General features: G+C 51.7%; 19 protein-coding genes. All 19 read right to left on the bottom strand.

Annotated features, from left to right (window positions below; all coding sequences use genetic code 11):
- Positions 1 to 12: 12 nt before the first annotated feature.
- Positions 13 to 792, bottom strand: a complete 780-nt coding sequence (locus tag KNL20_RS09380; RefSeq protein ID WP_230397508.1) for a head maturation protease, ClpP-related — start codon at positions 790 to 792, stop codon at positions 13 to 15.
- Positions 737 to 2050: a phage portal protein gene (locus KNL20_RS09375; RefSeq protein WP_230397507.1), complete on the bottom strand. Its 1314-nt coding sequence runs from the start codon at positions 2048 to 2050 to the stop codon at positions 737 to 739. The genes KNL20_RS09380 and KNL20_RS09375 overlap by 56 nt, the downstream gene beginning before the upstream one ends.
- Positions 2051 to 2066: 16 nt before the next feature.
- Entirely contained in the window at positions 2067 to 3707 is a 1641-nt protein-coding gene (locus KNL20_RS09370) for a terminase large subunit (protein ID WP_456299660.1), read from the bottom strand.
- 77 nt (positions 3708 to 3784) lie between these two features.
- Positions 3785 to 4012, bottom strand: coding sequence for a DUF7678 domain-containing protein (locus KNL20_RS09365; protein WP_230397506.1), 228 nt, complete (start codon positions 4010 to 4012; stop codon positions 3785 to 3787).
- A gap of 13 nt (positions 4013 to 4025) precedes the next feature.
- A complete protein-coding gene (locus KNL20_RS09360) occupies positions 4026 to 4205 on the bottom strand; it encodes a hypothetical protein (RefSeq protein WP_230397505.1) in 180 nt (59 codons plus the stop codon).
- A gap of 153 nt (positions 4206 to 4358) precedes the next feature.
- On the bottom strand, positions 4359 to 4535 hold the full coding sequence (locus KNL20_RS09355) for a DUF5049 domain-containing protein (RefSeq protein ID WP_230397504.1): 177 nt from the start codon (positions 4533 to 4535) through the stop codon (positions 4359 to 4361).
- Complete coding sequence (locus tag KNL20_RS09350; RefSeq protein WP_230397503.1) at positions 4525 to 4761, bottom strand: DUF4314 domain-containing protein; 237 nt, start codon at positions 4759 to 4761, stop codon at positions 4525 to 4527. Before KNL20_RS09350 ends, KNL20_RS09355 begins: the two co-directional genes overlap by 11 nt.
- Positions 4751 to 5743 (bottom strand): virulence protein, encoded by a 993-nt coding sequence (locus KNL20_RS09345; RefSeq protein WP_230397502.1) that lies wholly within the window; start codon positions 5741 to 5743, stop codon positions 4751 to 4753. The genes KNL20_RS09350 and KNL20_RS09345 overlap by 11 nt, the downstream gene beginning before the upstream one ends.
- A 200-nt stretch (positions 5744 to 5943) precedes the next feature.
- Positions 5944 to 7176, bottom strand: coding sequence for a site-specific DNA-methyltransferase (locus tag KNL20_RS09340; protein ID WP_230397501.1), 1233 nt, complete (start codon positions 7174 to 7176; stop codon positions 5944 to 5946).
- 5 nt (positions 7177 to 7181) lie between these two features.
- A complete protein-coding gene (locus KNL20_RS09335) occupies positions 7182 to 7733 on the bottom strand; it encodes a P27 family phage terminase small subunit (RefSeq protein ID WP_230397500.1) in 552 nt (183 codons plus the stop codon).
- 180 nt (positions 7734 to 7913) lie between these two features.
- Positions 7914 to 8279, bottom strand: coding sequence for an HNH endonuclease (locus tag KNL20_RS09330; protein WP_230397499.1), 366 nt, complete (start codon positions 8277 to 8279; stop codon positions 7914 to 7916).
- 110 nt (positions 8280 to 8389) lie between these two features.
- A complete protein-coding gene (locus tag KNL20_RS09325) occupies positions 8390 to 8824 on the bottom strand; it encodes a hypothetical protein (RefSeq protein WP_230397498.1) in 435 nt (144 codons plus the stop codon).
- Complete coding sequence (locus KNL20_RS09320) at positions 8814 to 9011, bottom strand: hypothetical protein (protein ID WP_230397497.1); 198 nt, start codon at positions 9009 to 9011, stop codon at positions 8814 to 8816. The genes KNL20_RS09325 and KNL20_RS09320 overlap by 11 nt, the downstream gene beginning before the upstream one ends.
- 57 nt (positions 9012 to 9068) lie before the next feature.
- A complete protein-coding gene (locus KNL20_RS09315) occupies positions 9069 to 10433 on the bottom strand; it encodes a DEAD/DEAH box helicase (RefSeq protein ID WP_230397496.1) in 1365 nt (454 codons plus the stop codon).
- On the bottom strand, positions 10414 to 10695 hold the full coding sequence (locus KNL20_RS09310; RefSeq protein ID WP_230400082.1) for a VRR-NUC domain-containing protein: 282 nt from the start codon (positions 10693 to 10695) through the stop codon (positions 10414 to 10416). Before KNL20_RS09310 ends, KNL20_RS09315 begins: the two co-directional genes overlap by 20 nt.
- Positions 10696 to 10832: 137 nt before the next feature.
- Positions 10833 to 13106, bottom strand: a complete 2274-nt coding sequence (locus KNL20_RS09305; RefSeq protein ID WP_230397495.1) for a phage/plasmid primase, P4 family — start codon at positions 13104 to 13106, stop codon at positions 10833 to 10835.
- The gene (locus tag KNL20_RS09300) at positions 13106 to 13531 is read right to left on the bottom strand and encodes a DUF7768 domain-containing protein (RefSeq protein ID WP_230397494.1); all 426 of its coding nucleotides are present in this window, start codon (positions 13529 to 13531) and stop codon (positions 13106 to 13108) included. Before KNL20_RS09300 ends, KNL20_RS09305 begins: the two co-directional genes overlap by 1 nt.
- 81 nt (positions 13532 to 13612) lie before the next feature.
- On the bottom strand, positions 13613 to 15553 hold the full coding sequence (locus tag KNL20_RS09295; protein ID WP_230397493.1) for a DNA polymerase: 1941 nt from the start codon (positions 15551 to 15553) through the stop codon (positions 13613 to 13615).
- A gap of 64 nt (positions 15554 to 15617) precedes the next feature.
- Positions 15618 to 15803, bottom strand: a complete 186-nt coding sequence (locus KNL20_RS09290; protein ID WP_092639084.1) for a hypothetical protein — start codon at positions 15801 to 15803, stop codon at positions 15618 to 15620.
- Positions 15804 to 15819 lie beyond the last annotated feature (16 nt).

Here is a 15819-nt window from a genome sequence, read left to right as displayed (position 1 = left end):
CAAATACCTCCGTTAAATGTATTTACGGGCTTGCAGTTTCTGCATAGCCGCTTCGATGGAAACGCCGACCGGCGCATCCTGCTTCTTTTGCTCCGGCTTTGGAGCGGATTTAGAGATGAGCTTGTTCATAAGCGAATTGGTAACCGCCCTGCGGGAAAATGCAAAGACCACATCTTCGGTATGACCGCGCTTGGAGTCCTCCAAGATGCCGTCTGCGAAGCCCAGCTCGATTGCCTTGTTGGCGTTCATCCAGGTTTCGCCGTCCATGAGATGAGATATTTTCGCTCTCGACTGCCCTGTTTTGATTTCATAAGCGTTGATGATGCTTTCCTTGACCTCGTCCAGCATGGCGATGGCCTTCTGCATTTCCTCGGTATCGCCAATAGCAATTGACATCGGATTATGAATCATCAGCAGCGCCGTTGGAGCCATAAGCACCTGTGTACCCGCCATTGCGATGACCGAAGCGGCACTCGCCGCCAGACCGTCAATTTTTACTGTGACATTGCCTGTATAATCCATGAGCATGGTGTAAATCTGTGAAGCCGCCACGCAGTCCCCGCCGGGAGAGTTGATCCACACCACGATATCTCCGCTGCCGGAAAACAGCTCATCCTTGAACATTCTGGGTGTGATTTCATCGTCCCACCAGCTTTCGTCCGCAATGGTGCCGTCGAGGTAAAGAGTACGGACGCCCAATTCATCATCGTTTTCCCAGTTCCAGAAATGCGTTTTATCACGCGCTCTGACGGGAACTTTGCTTGGGCTTTGTGCCCGATTTGTTTTGTCCATCTGAGGTTTCCTCCGTTTCTGTTATAGTTGTGTTTGCAAACGCGCCAGCGTCCTGCAATTTGGTCATTGCTCCGTTTATAAGGTATAGGTCACCGCCGAGCTCCGTCGGTATCCGGTCGAGATTCTCAAGCTGCCTGATATCGTTTGCGCTCATCCAGCCGTTTTGCCGCGCTGTAGCGTAACCTGTCATGCGGCTGGCATAATCGCCTCGAAGCAGTCCGTCCACATTGAATTTTGTGAACACATCACGCTTTTCGCTTTCAAGAAGAAGTGACTTGTTCATCGCCTGTTCCCAGCGAACGACCCACGGGTCGAGCGTGTATTTCACAAACTCCAGCGACTGCTGTTCAATATTAGAAAAGCTCGACTTTTCGAGATCCGCCAACATATGAGGTGGGACTCTGAAAATTCGAGCTATCTCATTGATCTGGAATTTCCGCGTCTCTAAAAACTGCGCCTGTTCGGGAGAAATGGCGATAGGCGTATACTTGAGCCCTTCCTCAAGTACGGCGATTTTGTTGCTGTTGCCACTGCCGCCGAAGGTGGACTGCCAGCTTTGCCTTATCCGCTCCGGGTCCTTTATGGTGCCGGGATGCTCCAACACGCCGCTTGGTGCCGCGCCGTTGGCAAAAAATTTAGCGCCGTATTCCTCGGCGGCGATAGCAAGACCCACGGCGTTTTTTGCCATTGCAATCGGCGAGTAGCCGACCAGTCCGTCAAAGCCCAAACCGAGAATATGCAGCACATCGCTTGGCGCGAGAATAACGTCGCTCGGCTTGTTCCTGCTGACCTCCGGCGCGTCATCGCTATTTTTTCTGTAGCGGTAATACAGCCGTCCCTGCGAATCCCGATCAACAGTCATGCGGTCGGGCATAAGAGGGTACAGCGCTACGACATCGCCGCGAGCGTTTCGGATAATCTGTGCGTAGGCGTTACCCGTCAGCAGAAGATGGTTCATCATGGTCTCCCGGAAAACAAACGATGTCATTTCCGGGTTTGGTTCGTCGTGTAGCACACGCCACAGCGGATGGTCGAGATATTTGTCCTTACTGCCGTCGTCGCCGTATTTATATACAAACAGTGGCAGACCAGCGATTGCTTCGGATAATATACGAACGCAGGAGTAAACCGCTGTCATTTGCATGGCCGTTCTTTCATTGACGACCTTGCCGGAGGACGAGCCACCCCATAAAAAACTGGTGCCGCCTAAGTTTTTAGGCTTATCGCGGGCTTTGAATATTCCTTGAAAGATGTTCATAGGCAGTTCCCTCCAATTAAAAAACGAGCAGTCCGCGTGTGTCATACACGCTTTCGCCCGTATCGTTTCCGCACCGAATCGCCCGGTCGAGCGCCATAATAGTGGCGACTGCGCCGTCGATTTTCTCTGTGGATTTTTCCTTATCTGCTTTGATATTTCCAGCCGGGTCGGTGCGGATATAGATGTTGTCCATCATCCAGCGGAGCACCGGGTGGCCGCCGTGGGCGAGCTTTTTTTCCAGCGTCAGCTTCATCAGTTCTTTGGTCGGAGGGCTCATATCCTTAAAGCCCTGCCCGAACGGCACGACCGAGAAGCCAAGCGTTTCAAGATTTTGCGTCATTTGTACCGCTCCCCAGCGGTCAAAAGCAATTTCACGGATGTTGTACTTCTCACCGAGGGCTTCAATGAACTGCTCGATGTAGCCGTAATGCACTACATTGCCCTCGGTGGTATGCAGAAATCCCTGCTTATTCCAGACGTCATAATTCACATGGTCGCGCCGAACGCGCAGGTCAATATTATCCTCCGGTATCCAGAAGTACGGCAGAATGCGGTATTTATCCGCCTCATCTTCCGGAGGGAATACCAGCACGAACGCCGTGATATCGGCAGAGGACGAAAGGTCAAGGCCACCGTAGCAGACCCGCCCTTCAAGCAACTTTTCATCCACGGGGAATGCGCAGGCATCCCATTTGTCCATCGGCATCCAGCGTACCGCCTGTTTTACCCATTGGTTCAGTCGGAGTTGCCGGAAGCTGTTCTCCTCGGCGGGGTTCTGCTTTGCCGACTCAAATGCAGCTCTGACTTTATCCATGCCTACCGTGATACCGAGGGAGGGATTTGCTTTTTTCCACACCTTGGGGTCTGTCCAATCATCCTCTTGCGCCGCGCCGTAAATCACCGGGTAGAAGGTAGGGTCATGCTTTCTGCCATCAATAATATCCAGCGCTTTCTGATGGACCTCCCAGCAGATGCTGTTCTGGTTATCCCCGGCGGTGGTGATCAAAAAATACAGCGGTTGCATTCTCGCATCGCCGCTGCCCTTGGTCATAACGTCATATAGTTTTCTGTTTGGCTGGGTGTGCAGTTCATCAAATACAACACCGTGGGTGTTAAAACCGTGCTTGTTACCGACGTCGGCGGAAAGCACCTGATAGATGCTGCCGGTCGGCTGATAGATGAGCCGCTTGGTTGCGTCCAGTATTTTGACACGCTTTGAGAGCGCCGGACACATTCGAACCATATCCGCCGCCACGTTGAAAACGATGGACGCTTGATTTCGGTCTGCGGCACACCCATAGACCTCGGCGCGTTCTTCGTTATCCCCGCAGGTGAGAAGCAGTGCGACAGCCGCCGCAAGCTCGGATTTGCCCATCTTTTTCGGGATTTCCACGTAGGCGGTGTTGAACTGGCGGTAGCCGTTGGGTTTGAGGGTTCCAAAGATATCACGAATAATCTGTTCCTGCCAATCGATAAGCTCGAAGGGCTTTCCGGCCCAGGTGCCCTTGGTATGGCAGAGAGCTTCGACAAACGCTACTGCATAATCGGCGGCGGTTTTGTCGTAAACGGAATCCGTCGCTTTAAACCGTGTCGATTTGTATTTTTTTAGTTTACGGATATCGACCGCCTCCTTCCGAGCATAAAAATAGACCGCCATCGGCAGTCCTTCAAAATTTATCTGTACGAGATACAGCCCCATGCAGGGCGGAATCTCGGCTATCTTATTAGCGTCGATTAGTAGTTTTCACTGTGCAGCAGAAGTTCAAGGGCAAGCTGTGCGTCTGGGTCGGCGGGTTTCACATCCCAGCCTCTGTCATAGTTGGCGACAACCTTGCCATCGCGCTTGAGCATCAACTTACTGATTCTGCCGCCGTCGATACCGAATTGCGAACCTTCGTCGTACTGCTTCATCCAGTAATGAAAAACGCTGTCGTGAATTTTCAGGCTTCCTTCTTTCCACATAGCCGCGTCCTCCTTAAAATCTCTTGATGCTGGCGTTGTCATCGGCATCGAAGCTCACGTTGTAACGGATTTCACAGCCGTCGGCGTTTTTGGTAATCACTCGAATGCCGCCTTCAAAAGCTGAGTACATTCTGTCGATTTTCTCGCCCTGCGGCAGTTGGCTTTCAATTTGCTTAATCTGTTTTTCGGTCATTTTCGTTTCCTCCGTTTGTGTGTTTTCCCTTTCGGTAGTCACATATTAACTCTGAAAGCACACTATATCCAGACAATTACGCGATAAATCTGGGCATAAACTACACGATCTTTCAAGCGAATACCACCAGTTGAATTGTGTAGTATACACCTGCTATTCCTCACCTGTGAGGATAAAGCGGACGTATTGGTCCTTATGTTCTTCAAGGAAAACCACCAGTTCGAAGAAGTTCATTTCATGGGCCATGCGCTGAACGATATTGACATCAAACATATTTGTCAGCCCGGTATTGCGAATGGTGAGGATTTGCTCGCGTACCTTATTTGTCATCGTCGCATCTCCTGCAAAGGTCCTCGCCGTAGACCACTTGGAGCGAACTCCCATTGTCCCACGCAACCCCCAGGCTGCCGATGTCATCCACATACCGCACGGTGCCTTTTGTTCCGATGGGTGGAGCCTGCACATCGTCCATACGGAGAAGCTCCACACGGCAGCCCACTGGGTACTGTTTTCGGATACGCTCAACGGTTTCTCTTGATGGAAAATTATTGCTCATTATCGTTTCCTCCCAAAATGGCTTTAATTTCGGCGCGTACAGCGGGATCGGCTTTTGCTTTATCAAGGTCGTCCTGCGAGAAGCCTTTTTTCTGTCCGTCCTTGAAAGCTGAGCTACCGGAGAGATTTTTCAGCAGAATTTTTCGTTCCTCTTTGTATGCCGAGCCTATGAAGCCGAGCCGCAGGAGAAAACAGCGGAAAGCGTATTTATCGTTATCGGTATCCTTTTCCTTTGCGGTGACACGCTTTTGCACTCTCGCCATCTCGCAGAGTGCAGCCACTAAATGCGTGTATGCCTTGACTGCATCTGCATCGGTGCCGTCCTCAAACCAAGGGAACCGCACCTTGTCATCTGTTATTTCAAGTTCGAGCGTTTCCGCGCCGAGTGCCTTTTTAATAAGGCTGTCTTTGCTTTCGACCAGCTTCTTGAGGTTGTCGAGTGCTACGTTGGTGAAAGAGGAGCGCGGCATTTCAATTACCAGTCCGATGTCCTCGCCAAGTTCGGGAACATCGCTTGGCTGCATTCCGTTTTCGCCTTGGTAGTTTTCGCGGCGGGTACGGCCCAGCCCCAATTCTTCACGACCATCCATCCTCAGGCCCTCAAAGGCAAGTACTTCATCCAATTGTCTTTGCATGGTGTCGGTAATGGGCGCATCGGGGTTGACATACTGTCCGGGGTGGTGCTGGTCAATATCCGGTAATTCATCAAGTGCCCCCATACCACCAAGCCCACTCTCGTAGGTGTCAGTTTCGTCATACTTGCGACTGTCGCCGTCTGCGTCAAAGCCCGCTTGATGGATGGTATCCTCCAAGTCAAGGTTGTCTGGACCCGTAAGCGTTCCGTCCTTATCGATGCGGTAGGCTCCGACCTCGTAGGCGAAGGTAGGAGCACCGAGGTAGTTAGTTGGGGCACCCAGCGCCGTGCTGATTGCTCCGACCAGTGATTTGCGTTCGCTGCCTGTTACATTGTATTTGAGTTCCATTTTTCAAACCGCCTTTCTTTTTTTCGGTATTACATTAATCACTCTAAACCGCTTATATAGCAACAGTTTTATGCGATTTCTGTAGAGAATACTGTACCGATTATTCGGCGGTTTCTTGTGTAGATAACACAATGCCCGACAGAGCAAAACAAACTCATAGCAGGGCATCTCTGTCGTCAAAAAGAAAGCCGAGTGTGAGTTTACTCATCGACAGCCACTTCTGCATATTTCATCGTGACACCATCGCGGGTAACGGAAACACCGTCTGCATTGCCGACTTGCTCGATATACCGTTTTACAATGACGTCGCAGTATTTCTCATCAAGCTCTATGGTAAAGCATATCCTGTCGGACTGCTCGCAGGCGATGAGTGTGGACCCGCTGCCGCCGAAGGGGTCAAGCACCATGCAGTTTGTGAGGCTGCTGTTCATAATCGGATATGCCAGCAGCGCTATCGGCTTCATGGTGGGGTGGTCGGCATTCTTCTTTGGCTTTTCAAATTCCCAGATGGTGGTCTGCTTGCGGTCGGCATACCAGTTGTGCTTGCCTTTCTTCTTCCATCCGAAGAGGACAGGTTCATGCTGCCACTGATAGGGCGAGCGTCCCAGCACCAGCGACGGCTTCTTCCAGATGCAGCACCCGGAAAGCTGAAAGCCCGCGTCCGAGAACGCTTTTCGGAAGTTCAACCCTTCAGTGTCGGCATGGAACACATAAATGGAAGCATCCTGCGCCATCGCCGCTTCGGTGTTTGTAAACGCCGCAAGCAGGAAGTCATAGAACGCTTCGTTACCCATATTGTCGTTTTTGATTTTGCCCGCCGTTCCTTCATAATTGACATTGTATGGCGGATCGGTCACCACCAGATTTGCGAGCTTCCCGTTCATCAGAGCGGTGAAGGTGTCGGCTTTGGTAGAATCACCGCATACCAGCCGATGCCGGCCAAGCGTCCAGATATCACCGAGCTTTGTAACGGCGGGCTTTTTAAGTTCTGCGTCAACATCAAAATCATCGTCGTGGATACCATCCTTGAGCGAATCCTTGAATAGGTCGTCAATTTCTCCGGGGTCGAAGCCCGTGAGCGACACATCAAATTCCGCACCCTGCAGGTCGGCGATGAGGAGCGCTAGCTTGTCTTTATCCCAGTCACCATTGATTTTATTGAGCGCAACATTAAGCGCTTTTTCCTTTTCAGCGTCTATCTCAACAACTACGCAATCGACCTCGGTGACACCCATACCGAGCAGCACCTTTAATCTCTGATGACCGCCAACGACATGGGAGGTGGCTTTATTCCATATAACGGGTTCGACATAGCCGAACTCCTCAAGCGAGCGTTTCAGCTTTTCATATTCGGGATCGCCAGGCTTTAGGTCTTTGCGAGGATTGTAATCGGCGGGAACAAGCCGATCAGTCTGAATCTTTTCTATCAGCATAGCTTTCAGCCGCCTTTCCGAGCGGTAAGTAACCGCTCCATCACATCATCCTGCGGATTGGCTCCACCATACTCGCCGGTGCAGTTTTCCTTGACGATCTGGAAAATTTCCATCCACAGACGGTTCGTCTGGTTCATGTAGTTCTGGCCCATCGCCACATAGGGACTTTGAATGGCGTTACCCGTTGTGGGGTGTTTTGCCAGAAAGCCATATTCGGTAACCGCTTCCTCGCATTGAATCCACCGGGCCACGCTCATGGCGTAGCGTTCCAAAAGCTGTGGTGAAACGAGCGCCGCACAGCCGCGCTCATTCAGCCATTGCCATGTGTTTTTGTAAATGTCTGCTGCCACAAGCGTCTTGCCGTCCTTTTGCACGGCTTCGAGCATTTTGTTCGGTTCTGGCATCGCCTGACCTTGCAGGTCGGCTGTGTCAGAAAACTCCATCACAGTTAATTTTCTGCCACCGGGATTGCCAGCTGATATTTTATCGGCGAGAGGCTTCTTTTTTGCGCCTGCACCGATGCGAGCACCGCCTCTGTTGGTGCCGTCTTTCGCCATATTCATCACACTCCTTGCACACTGGGGCTATTCCACCGTTTGAAACCGCGTTTTTCAGCACAAAGCCCCACGCCGCTGTCCAGATTTTTTTGTTTTAGAGATTTTGATACCCCCACCGGGAGAGACCATGAAAAATGGATTGCTTTGAGGCATCGTACCAAAATGTAAACGATGCCTCTTTCAATATCCTTTTCCCCATCGGTCGCCGCTCTCGGCAGTGATGCGAGAGTGACAGGCTTTGCAAAGAGACATAAGGTTCTCGGCATTGCTGTTGCCGCCCTTAGAGAGCGGGAGAATGTGGTGCACCTCCTCGGCGGGCGTTAGCTTTCCTTGCTTTTGGCATTCCTCACAAAGAGGGTGCGCCTTGATGTAGCGGTCGCGGATTCGTTTCCAGCTACGGCCGTATCGTTTGTTTGACGCAGGGTCACGCTCGTACTGGTTGTAGCGTTTGTCCATGACCTTCTGGTGCTCGGCACAGTATTGCTCACGCACGGCGAGCCGACCGCAGCCGGGGTAGGCGCAGGGACGTTTCGGTTTGTATGGCATTCGGTTCACCTCCTTCGGGGCATAAAGAAAGCCCTGCGGGATTGCTCCCACAAGGCTCATCTTCATTCTGCTTTCTTGATTATAATACTATCATAAGTGGCAGGTGTCTTTCAGTGTCTTTTCGTGTCCACTTCCGGCGAAGCGGGAATGCTACATTCCTCCAGTGCCCAGTTGTGGAGCTTATGTGTGTACCGCAGGTCATAACCCATGTCCACAGCAATTTTTTCCCAAGACAAGAAACAGAGATAACGCTTCTCCAAAAGGGTCTGGTGTTCCGGGTTGGATACCGCTTTGATGACGCCCATAATTTCTTTCTTGAGGTCAACCAGCTTATCGATGTCACGGTTGATTTCGTTCTGCAGGTCAACAATTTTACAAATGGCGTCTGCCATGCGGGAGGTTGAACCGCTGGAATTGCGGGGCATACCGGTCAGCACTGACGTACAGGTTGTTGCCAGCTCGTTCAGTGAATCGATCTGCTGAAGCTTTGATTTGATACGCATATCAAGGTAACGCGCCTGAGAAAGGTAGGTCTTAGTAGTCATAGCACACCTTCTCCTTTCTCAGCTTGGAGATTAGCAGTTCCGGGTCAAGGCCGGTCAACACGCCGAACCAGCCGGAACGGAAGAAACGCTCAATGCTGGCAAGCTCACGCTCGTCGTCGTGAAGCCGGTAATCCTTCACGGCCTGCAGCACAATGGCGTTTGCAAGGTTCTCATAGGGGTTGTTCATAATCTGTACCTCCGATTTTTATTTCTCTCGGATTGGCACGGATTGTCATAGATTTTCTCAGATGTGCAGGTCGGCTCTTACCGCCGCTATCAAAGCGGCCTGAGTGCTGTCCTTTTTCGACAGTACCCGCAGAATCCGCTCGTCAATAGTTCCTTTGGCGACGATGTGCTGCACCACAACCGTTTCGGCACTCTGGCCCTGCCGCCACAGACGGGCGTTGGTCTGCTGATATAATTCCAGTGACCAGGTCAGCCCAAACCAGACGATGCAGGAGCCGCCGCTTTGAAGGTTCAGCCCGTGACCGGCGGAGGCGGGGTGGATTAGTGCCACGGGCAGTTCACCGGTGTTCCACCTGCGGATACTGTCGGCGCTGTCCAGCTTGGAGAACGGGATACGGAGCTTGTGCAGCCGTTCAGTGATCCGGGCAAGGTCATGCTTAAACCAATAGGCCACAAGAAGCGGCTTGCCACCAGCAGCTTCGATGATATCCTCCAGTGCGTCCAGCTTTTGTTCATGGATAGTAAGGGTGCTGCCGTCGTCGGTATATATCGCGCCGTTTGCCATCTGGCATAGCTTCCCGGTGAGAGCGGCGGCATTTGCGGCGGTGATGTCGCCATCCGGGAACTGCAGTACGAGCTCGCTTTTCAGAACATCATAACGCTGGCGCTCCTCTTCGGAGAGGTGGATGGTGTATTCGCTGCTGATCAGCTCCGGCATTCTTAAAAGATCGGTTGACTTCATAGAGATGGTGATGTCAGAGATTTTGTCATAGATCCGTTGCTCTGCGCCTGGGAGTGGCTTGTAGCTGAAGATGACCTGACCATTGCGCTTGTCTGGCATGAAGTAGTCAAGCCGGTAGTGGCTGATGAAACGTCCGAGGCGAGCACCCATATCCAGCAGTCGGAACTCAGCCCACAAATCCATGAGGCCATTGCTGCTTGGCGTTCCGGTTAATCCGATGATGCGTTTTACCGTGGGTCGCACCTTCATCAGCGCTCGGAAGCGCTTTGCTTGGTAGTTTTTGAATGAGGACAGCTCGTCAACTACGACAGTGTCGAAGTTAAATGGCAGCTTGCTGTCCTCAATGAGCCATTGGACGTTTTCTCTGTTAATGATGTAAATGTCGGCCGGTTTTATCAGTGCCGCACGGCGCTCTGCTTCGGTGCCGACTGCCACGGAGCAGATGAGGTTCTGCAGGTGGTCCCACTTATCTGCTTCAGTTGGCCATGTGTCCCGTGCCACTCGCAGTGGTGCGATTACCAAAATGCGATGCGCCTCGAAGCTGTCAAACAGCAGGTCGTTCAGCGCCGTCAGCGTGATACTCGTCTTGCCAAGGCCCATATCCAACAGAACGGCGGCAATGGGGTGTTCCTCGATGTAGTCGATGGCGTATTTCTGGTAGTTATGTGGTTCGTATTTCATCAAGAATCCCTCCAATCTGTCGCTCGTCATCCAAAACATAGACTCTGAAACCGAGCCCTCGTAGTAATCTGTGTCTTGCCAGTTGCAGCGGTCTCGGCTTTTCACCGGGAGACTTTGCTTCCACGAAAGCCATGTGGCTACCCGGTAAAAGTATGATGCGGTCGGGCATACCGTCAAAGCCAGGGCTTGTGAACTTCGGTGCGATACCGCCAACCGCTTTGACTTCCTGAACCAGTTTTTTTTCAATTGCTTTTTCTCTCATATTCTCACGCCCCATCAGGGATTTTAAGGAGGGGTAACCTCGGCGCAGGTCATTTATAAAAATTTTCTTAGACTTATTTTTTAAGGTCTTAAGAGACTTTTTGTATATGACCTTTATCGAGGTTACCCCATAGTCCATCAGTTCAGGAAATCCTCAAAATCTCCGTCGTCGGTTTTTAGTCGCAGTCCTGTAAAGAACCGCTTGTTTTTGACCTTGATACGGCCATACCCAGCAGCCTCCAGTGCAGAATAGAAATCAGTGGTACTGCGGATATACTCATTGGTGTCAATGCAATAATTCCGATACGTCTGATAAAGCGCACTGGAACTTTCCCGGAAACTCGCTCCAAGCTCACATTTGTCCTCAAGGAAATGGCCAAACCAGTCGTTCTGCGCCCGGTACTCCGCAATGGCTTTTTGCACACATTCCGGTACCGGAATTTTGTAATCCAGTGCAATGACTTTTTTGGCACCATCAATAATCCACGCGAGAATACTTTCACCGGCTTTCTGATAAAGGTACTCACCGTAGTTCTTGATATCGCTGCTGCCTTCAATTTTGGCATCAAATGGAATGACAATCAGCCTGCGCCAGATACCGTCATCAGAGGCACTGACCTTCGGCAGGTGGTTGGTATAGAGGACCAGAGTGTGACAGGGCGTGAAGCTGAATGGGTCCTTGTACTTTTTCTCGGCAAAAACATCATCTGTGGAGCAAAGCTGCTTGACAGTAGAATCGTTAAGCCTTGCGCCTTCCTGCATTTCGGCGGCGATGAGCAGTCGCTTGCCCTTGACCTCGGCCATCTCCGGTTTAATGTTCCGGCGGCATCCGACCGTCAGCGTGTCAGCAGAGATGTTGCCGCTGTAAAGGCCGAGTACACGGGAGACTGCATTCCAGAAGGTGGACTTACCGTTGCGCCCGCCGCCGTAAGCAATAATCAGAGCTTCCACATAAACCTTCCCGATGGCAGCGAGACCGCAAATCATCTGTACATAGTCGATAAGCTCCTGATTGCCGCAGAAGATGAGGTTTAAGCTGTCCAGCCAAAGCTGTTCGCCCTTGTTGCTGGGTGATACCGAGGTCATTTTGGTGATAAAATCCTCCGGCGAATGTTCTCTGGCTCCAACCATGCCTTTTCTCAAATCGTAAGTAGCAGCGGGTGTGCACAGTAGAAAGCAGTCGGCATCAAGGTCACGCGGCGAGATCTCCAGCATGGGATGAGACTCTTTCAGCGTTGCGGTGATATTTTTGGAATCCCGGCGGCGTATGGCGAAGGACTGATATGCTTTGGCCGCAAGAAAATCCCGATATGTTTCAAGCTGCGCATCGTTCATAAGAGACTCGGCCTTTGCTTTGGAGGTGTTTTCAATAATCTCCTGACCGCCGTTTTCCGTCAGCAGTTTCATCGCCGATTGCAGGTCTTTCGTGGCTTCCGTGAGCTGGCGACGGGTCAGCTCATGGGCGACGGCCTGTGCGCCGGGCTCACTTTCCTGCCAATAGTGCTCGTTGTAGCGGATAAAGTGCGTAGCCGGAGAGTACCGCAGCTCACAAGAGAAGTATTTCGCCAGCACTTCCGCCTGTCCGACATCGGAGTAATCGCCGGGTTTATATGACGCTGGGTCGTTATATACCTCCGGTGGCACATATCCATCCTGCTGTTGAACCTTTGCAAAGAAGCGCTGGGCGCTGTGCCAGATGGTTTGAAACTCGCCATCCTCCAGCGGTGGTGAACATTTTGCGGCTTCCTCCAAAAAGCACTGGTAGGCAGCATCGCCATCACCATATTTTTTGATAACGCGCCCGGCGAAGCGGGACATGGTGGCGTTGCGACTGCCCTCCGGAATGACCTGATTGGCACGAAGACCACTGGTCATATCCACATCAAAATCGTCGCCTTCCAAAAATGCGCTTAATTTCATGCTGCCTTCGTAAATCTCCACCTCCGGCGAATTGGTACCGAAGAAAAAACGAGCAGCATCCAGTGCCTTGGTGTCAAAATACGGGAATATGGCGTTGGCCAGCTTCTTCATATCGCTGTAGCAAGTTGCGTCTGCTATGTGGTCGATGGGAAAAAGAACATGGAACTTCGGCCGAGCGGGTTTACCGTTCTTTTCACGCATATTGGACCGGCTGTAGTGAACGGCAAAGGTCACGCCGGGAAACGCCTCCATAACATCGGCTGGCAGCATCCAATCTTCAGGGTTTTCCGAGTGGTCGTTATCACAGTCCACAGGCAGGCAGTCGCTGCCTATGAAGTTATCGCCGTTTCGATAGTTGTTTTTGTACTCTGCGCACACATAGTCTCGACCGACCGCAGCGGCCAGCGATGCTGAATCGGTAATTTCCACCTTGTGAGGATAGGAGCAATTGCCGGGGTTGCCGATAAAATCAGAATGATAAATGGTGAACATCAAACCTGCACCTCCTCGCAGTTTTCGGTAAAGTAGCGCAAACGGTAGTTCTTCCACTTGGCCCTTTTGATTTCAGCCTCCATACCGGCCGAGATAATGCTGCCGAACACCCATACCTCTGAGCATTTGCTCATCAGGGCGTTTCCGAAGAACAACCCAAGCTGGCGCTCGGCGGGATTATCATCGTTTAGAAACTGTGGGAACAGCAGGTGCGGTGCGACGGGAATGTAGCCATTGTCCACGGCATATCGGCTGTAGCACTGCGCGGCCTTCACGTTACCTTCCACATCTCCTGAAAATGGAGAGCAAATATATATGATAGGCCGGAATGCTCGAAGCGCCCGTTCCTCTTTTTCAATAATGGACATTGCTTCATAGGCAGTTGGGTCGTAATAGCCCTCACTGTTGTATTTGTCTATACTCATTAGGAACACTCCTTTCACGGCGGACTTTTTGCCCACCTCTAAATCTCACTGGAACAAAAAGCCCACTTTGGACGAAACCCTTTAATCTTTTTTATAAAAATCTGTCTCGTAGCCATCGGCACGGAGTAGCAGCCCTTTTGCCCATGGCGGCGTCCGACCCATATGCTGGCAGACAGCATCCAGCGACATGTGCGTATCGGCTTCGATTACAACTTCGTCGTGGATATGCATGACAATGGAACAGCACCGGAGTGTCTGCATGGCATAGCAGAGTATGTCGCGGGCCGTGGCTTGAACGATGTTTTCCACGAACTTCGGCCCATAAGAATCCAGCCGCTCCCATTTCTTTTTGCCGCCTACACCTTCGTAAGTAATGCAACTGCCGCCGAACTTGTTCTCGCCGATGCGCGGCTTTACATAGGCAAGCTGCCTACCAGACGGAAGTGTGATGAACAGCATCCCGCTCCGGCAGGTAAAAACGATGCCGTTGGTTTCATTGGTATGCTTGTGACGAACTGCCTCCATCGCGGCGCGGTCAACGTCCCACCAGAATTTCACGATGCGCGGATTGGACTGCCGCCATGCGTCAACGAGCGGAGGAAGCTCATCTTCAGCAAGGCCCATTTCAAGAGCACCCATTGCCTTGAGCGCACCAACTGAGCCACCATAACCGAGGGCAAGTTCGGCGATTTTGCCTTTCTGGCGCAGATGGCCATTGACACCATGCTTCTCAACCGGCACCTTGAACATCTGACTGGCTGAGGCGCAGTAGATGTCGCCGCCTTTGGCAAACACGTCCTGCCGCCACTGTTCACCGGCGAGCCATGCGATCACTCGGGCTTCGATGGCGCTGAAGTCGGAAACGATGAACTTTGCACCAGTTCTTGGAATAAATGCTGTCCGGATGAGCTGCGACAGCGTGTCTGGTACATCTTCGTAGAGCATTTCCAGCGCATCGAAGTCGCCGCAGCGAACAAGAGCACGAGCCTCAGCTAAATCCTCCAAATGGTTCTGTGGCAGGTTTTGCATCTGTATGAGCCTGCCTGCCCAGCGTCCTGTGCGATTGGCTCCATAAAACTGAAACATCCCACGGGCGCGGCCATCGGAACAGACTGCGTTTTGCATCGCCTGATATTTTCGTACCGACGATTTTGCAAGCTGCTGACGGAGGGAGAGAACATCTGAGAGCTCCGGAGGTGCTATTTTCAAAAGCTCAACCACGGCCTTTTTGCCGAGCGTGTCCGTTTCCATGCCGTTGTTGGCAAGCCATTGTTTCATCTGCTGCACAGAGTTCGGATTTTCCAGCTCGGTTAGGCGCTTCATGACGGTGGTGAGCTCAGAACGGGAACGACCGTCCATAGCGATAGCCTCCTGCACCAGTGTCATATCCAGCGCCACACCTCGGTCGTTTATCTCTTGATCAAGTTGATATTCATCCCAGACGCTGTCCGGCACCGCAAACTTGGAGAGCTTTTCCTGAATGGACATCTCCGTTTCAACATCGCGGGCGTTATACCGTTTGAACGCCGTCCACTTGTCCGGCGCGTGGTACGGGTAATTACGGGTGCGCTGATCGTTGGATTTTGTAGGCGCACAAGGATGGCAAAAGTATTTAATGAGGTCTTTGCCCTCGGTGAGCTTTTGCTTATCCAGCTTAAGCACCGATCCGACGCCTTCCAGTGAAAGCGGCAGTCCCATTGTCGCAGCCCATACCATCGAGCACTTCCATGAAATAGGGTCGAGATACTCGCCGGTCGGCAGTCCAAGAAAGCGAGACAGGCAGACCCGCTCGAAGTTGGCGTTGAAGGCCCATTTGGTCACCGTTTCATCCGTGAGCGCGTCTATCACTTCTGGCGGTATTTTCTCGCCGCAGGCAAGGTCAACAACCTGAACAGAGCCACTATCTACAGAATAGCCGAACAGAAGAATCTCAAAGTCCGGTGCTTCAGCATAGCGGTACACTCCGCTCTTGGCGAGGTTGGCGCTGCTATAGGTTTCAATATCTATACTGAGTGTTTTCATAATCAACCGTCCTTTATTGAGAAGAGGGCGGCAAAGAATGTCTCTGCCGCCCTCATAGATACTGTTACTTGCTGATTTCCTTCATGCGCAGCTCATGGTATTCCTTATCACGGACGGCCTGTGCTTTTTCACGCTTCTCACGCTTGCGGTCATACACTGCGCTCTGAATCGCATTAATCAGGAATACAATGCTGAAACAGAGCCAGATGGCAATAAGGACGGTCAACAAGATGGTTTGTAAGGTTGTCATAGCTTTTCACCCTTCC

Source organism: Novisyntrophococcus fermenticellae, from assembly GCF_018866245.1.
Classification (GTDB): Bacteria; Bacillota; Clostridia; order Lachnospirales; family Lachnospiraceae; genus Novisyntrophococcus; species Novisyntrophococcus fermenticellae.
Note: the sequence above shows the minus strand (reverse complement) of the source record. Positions and strands in the feature narration are given on the sequence as shown.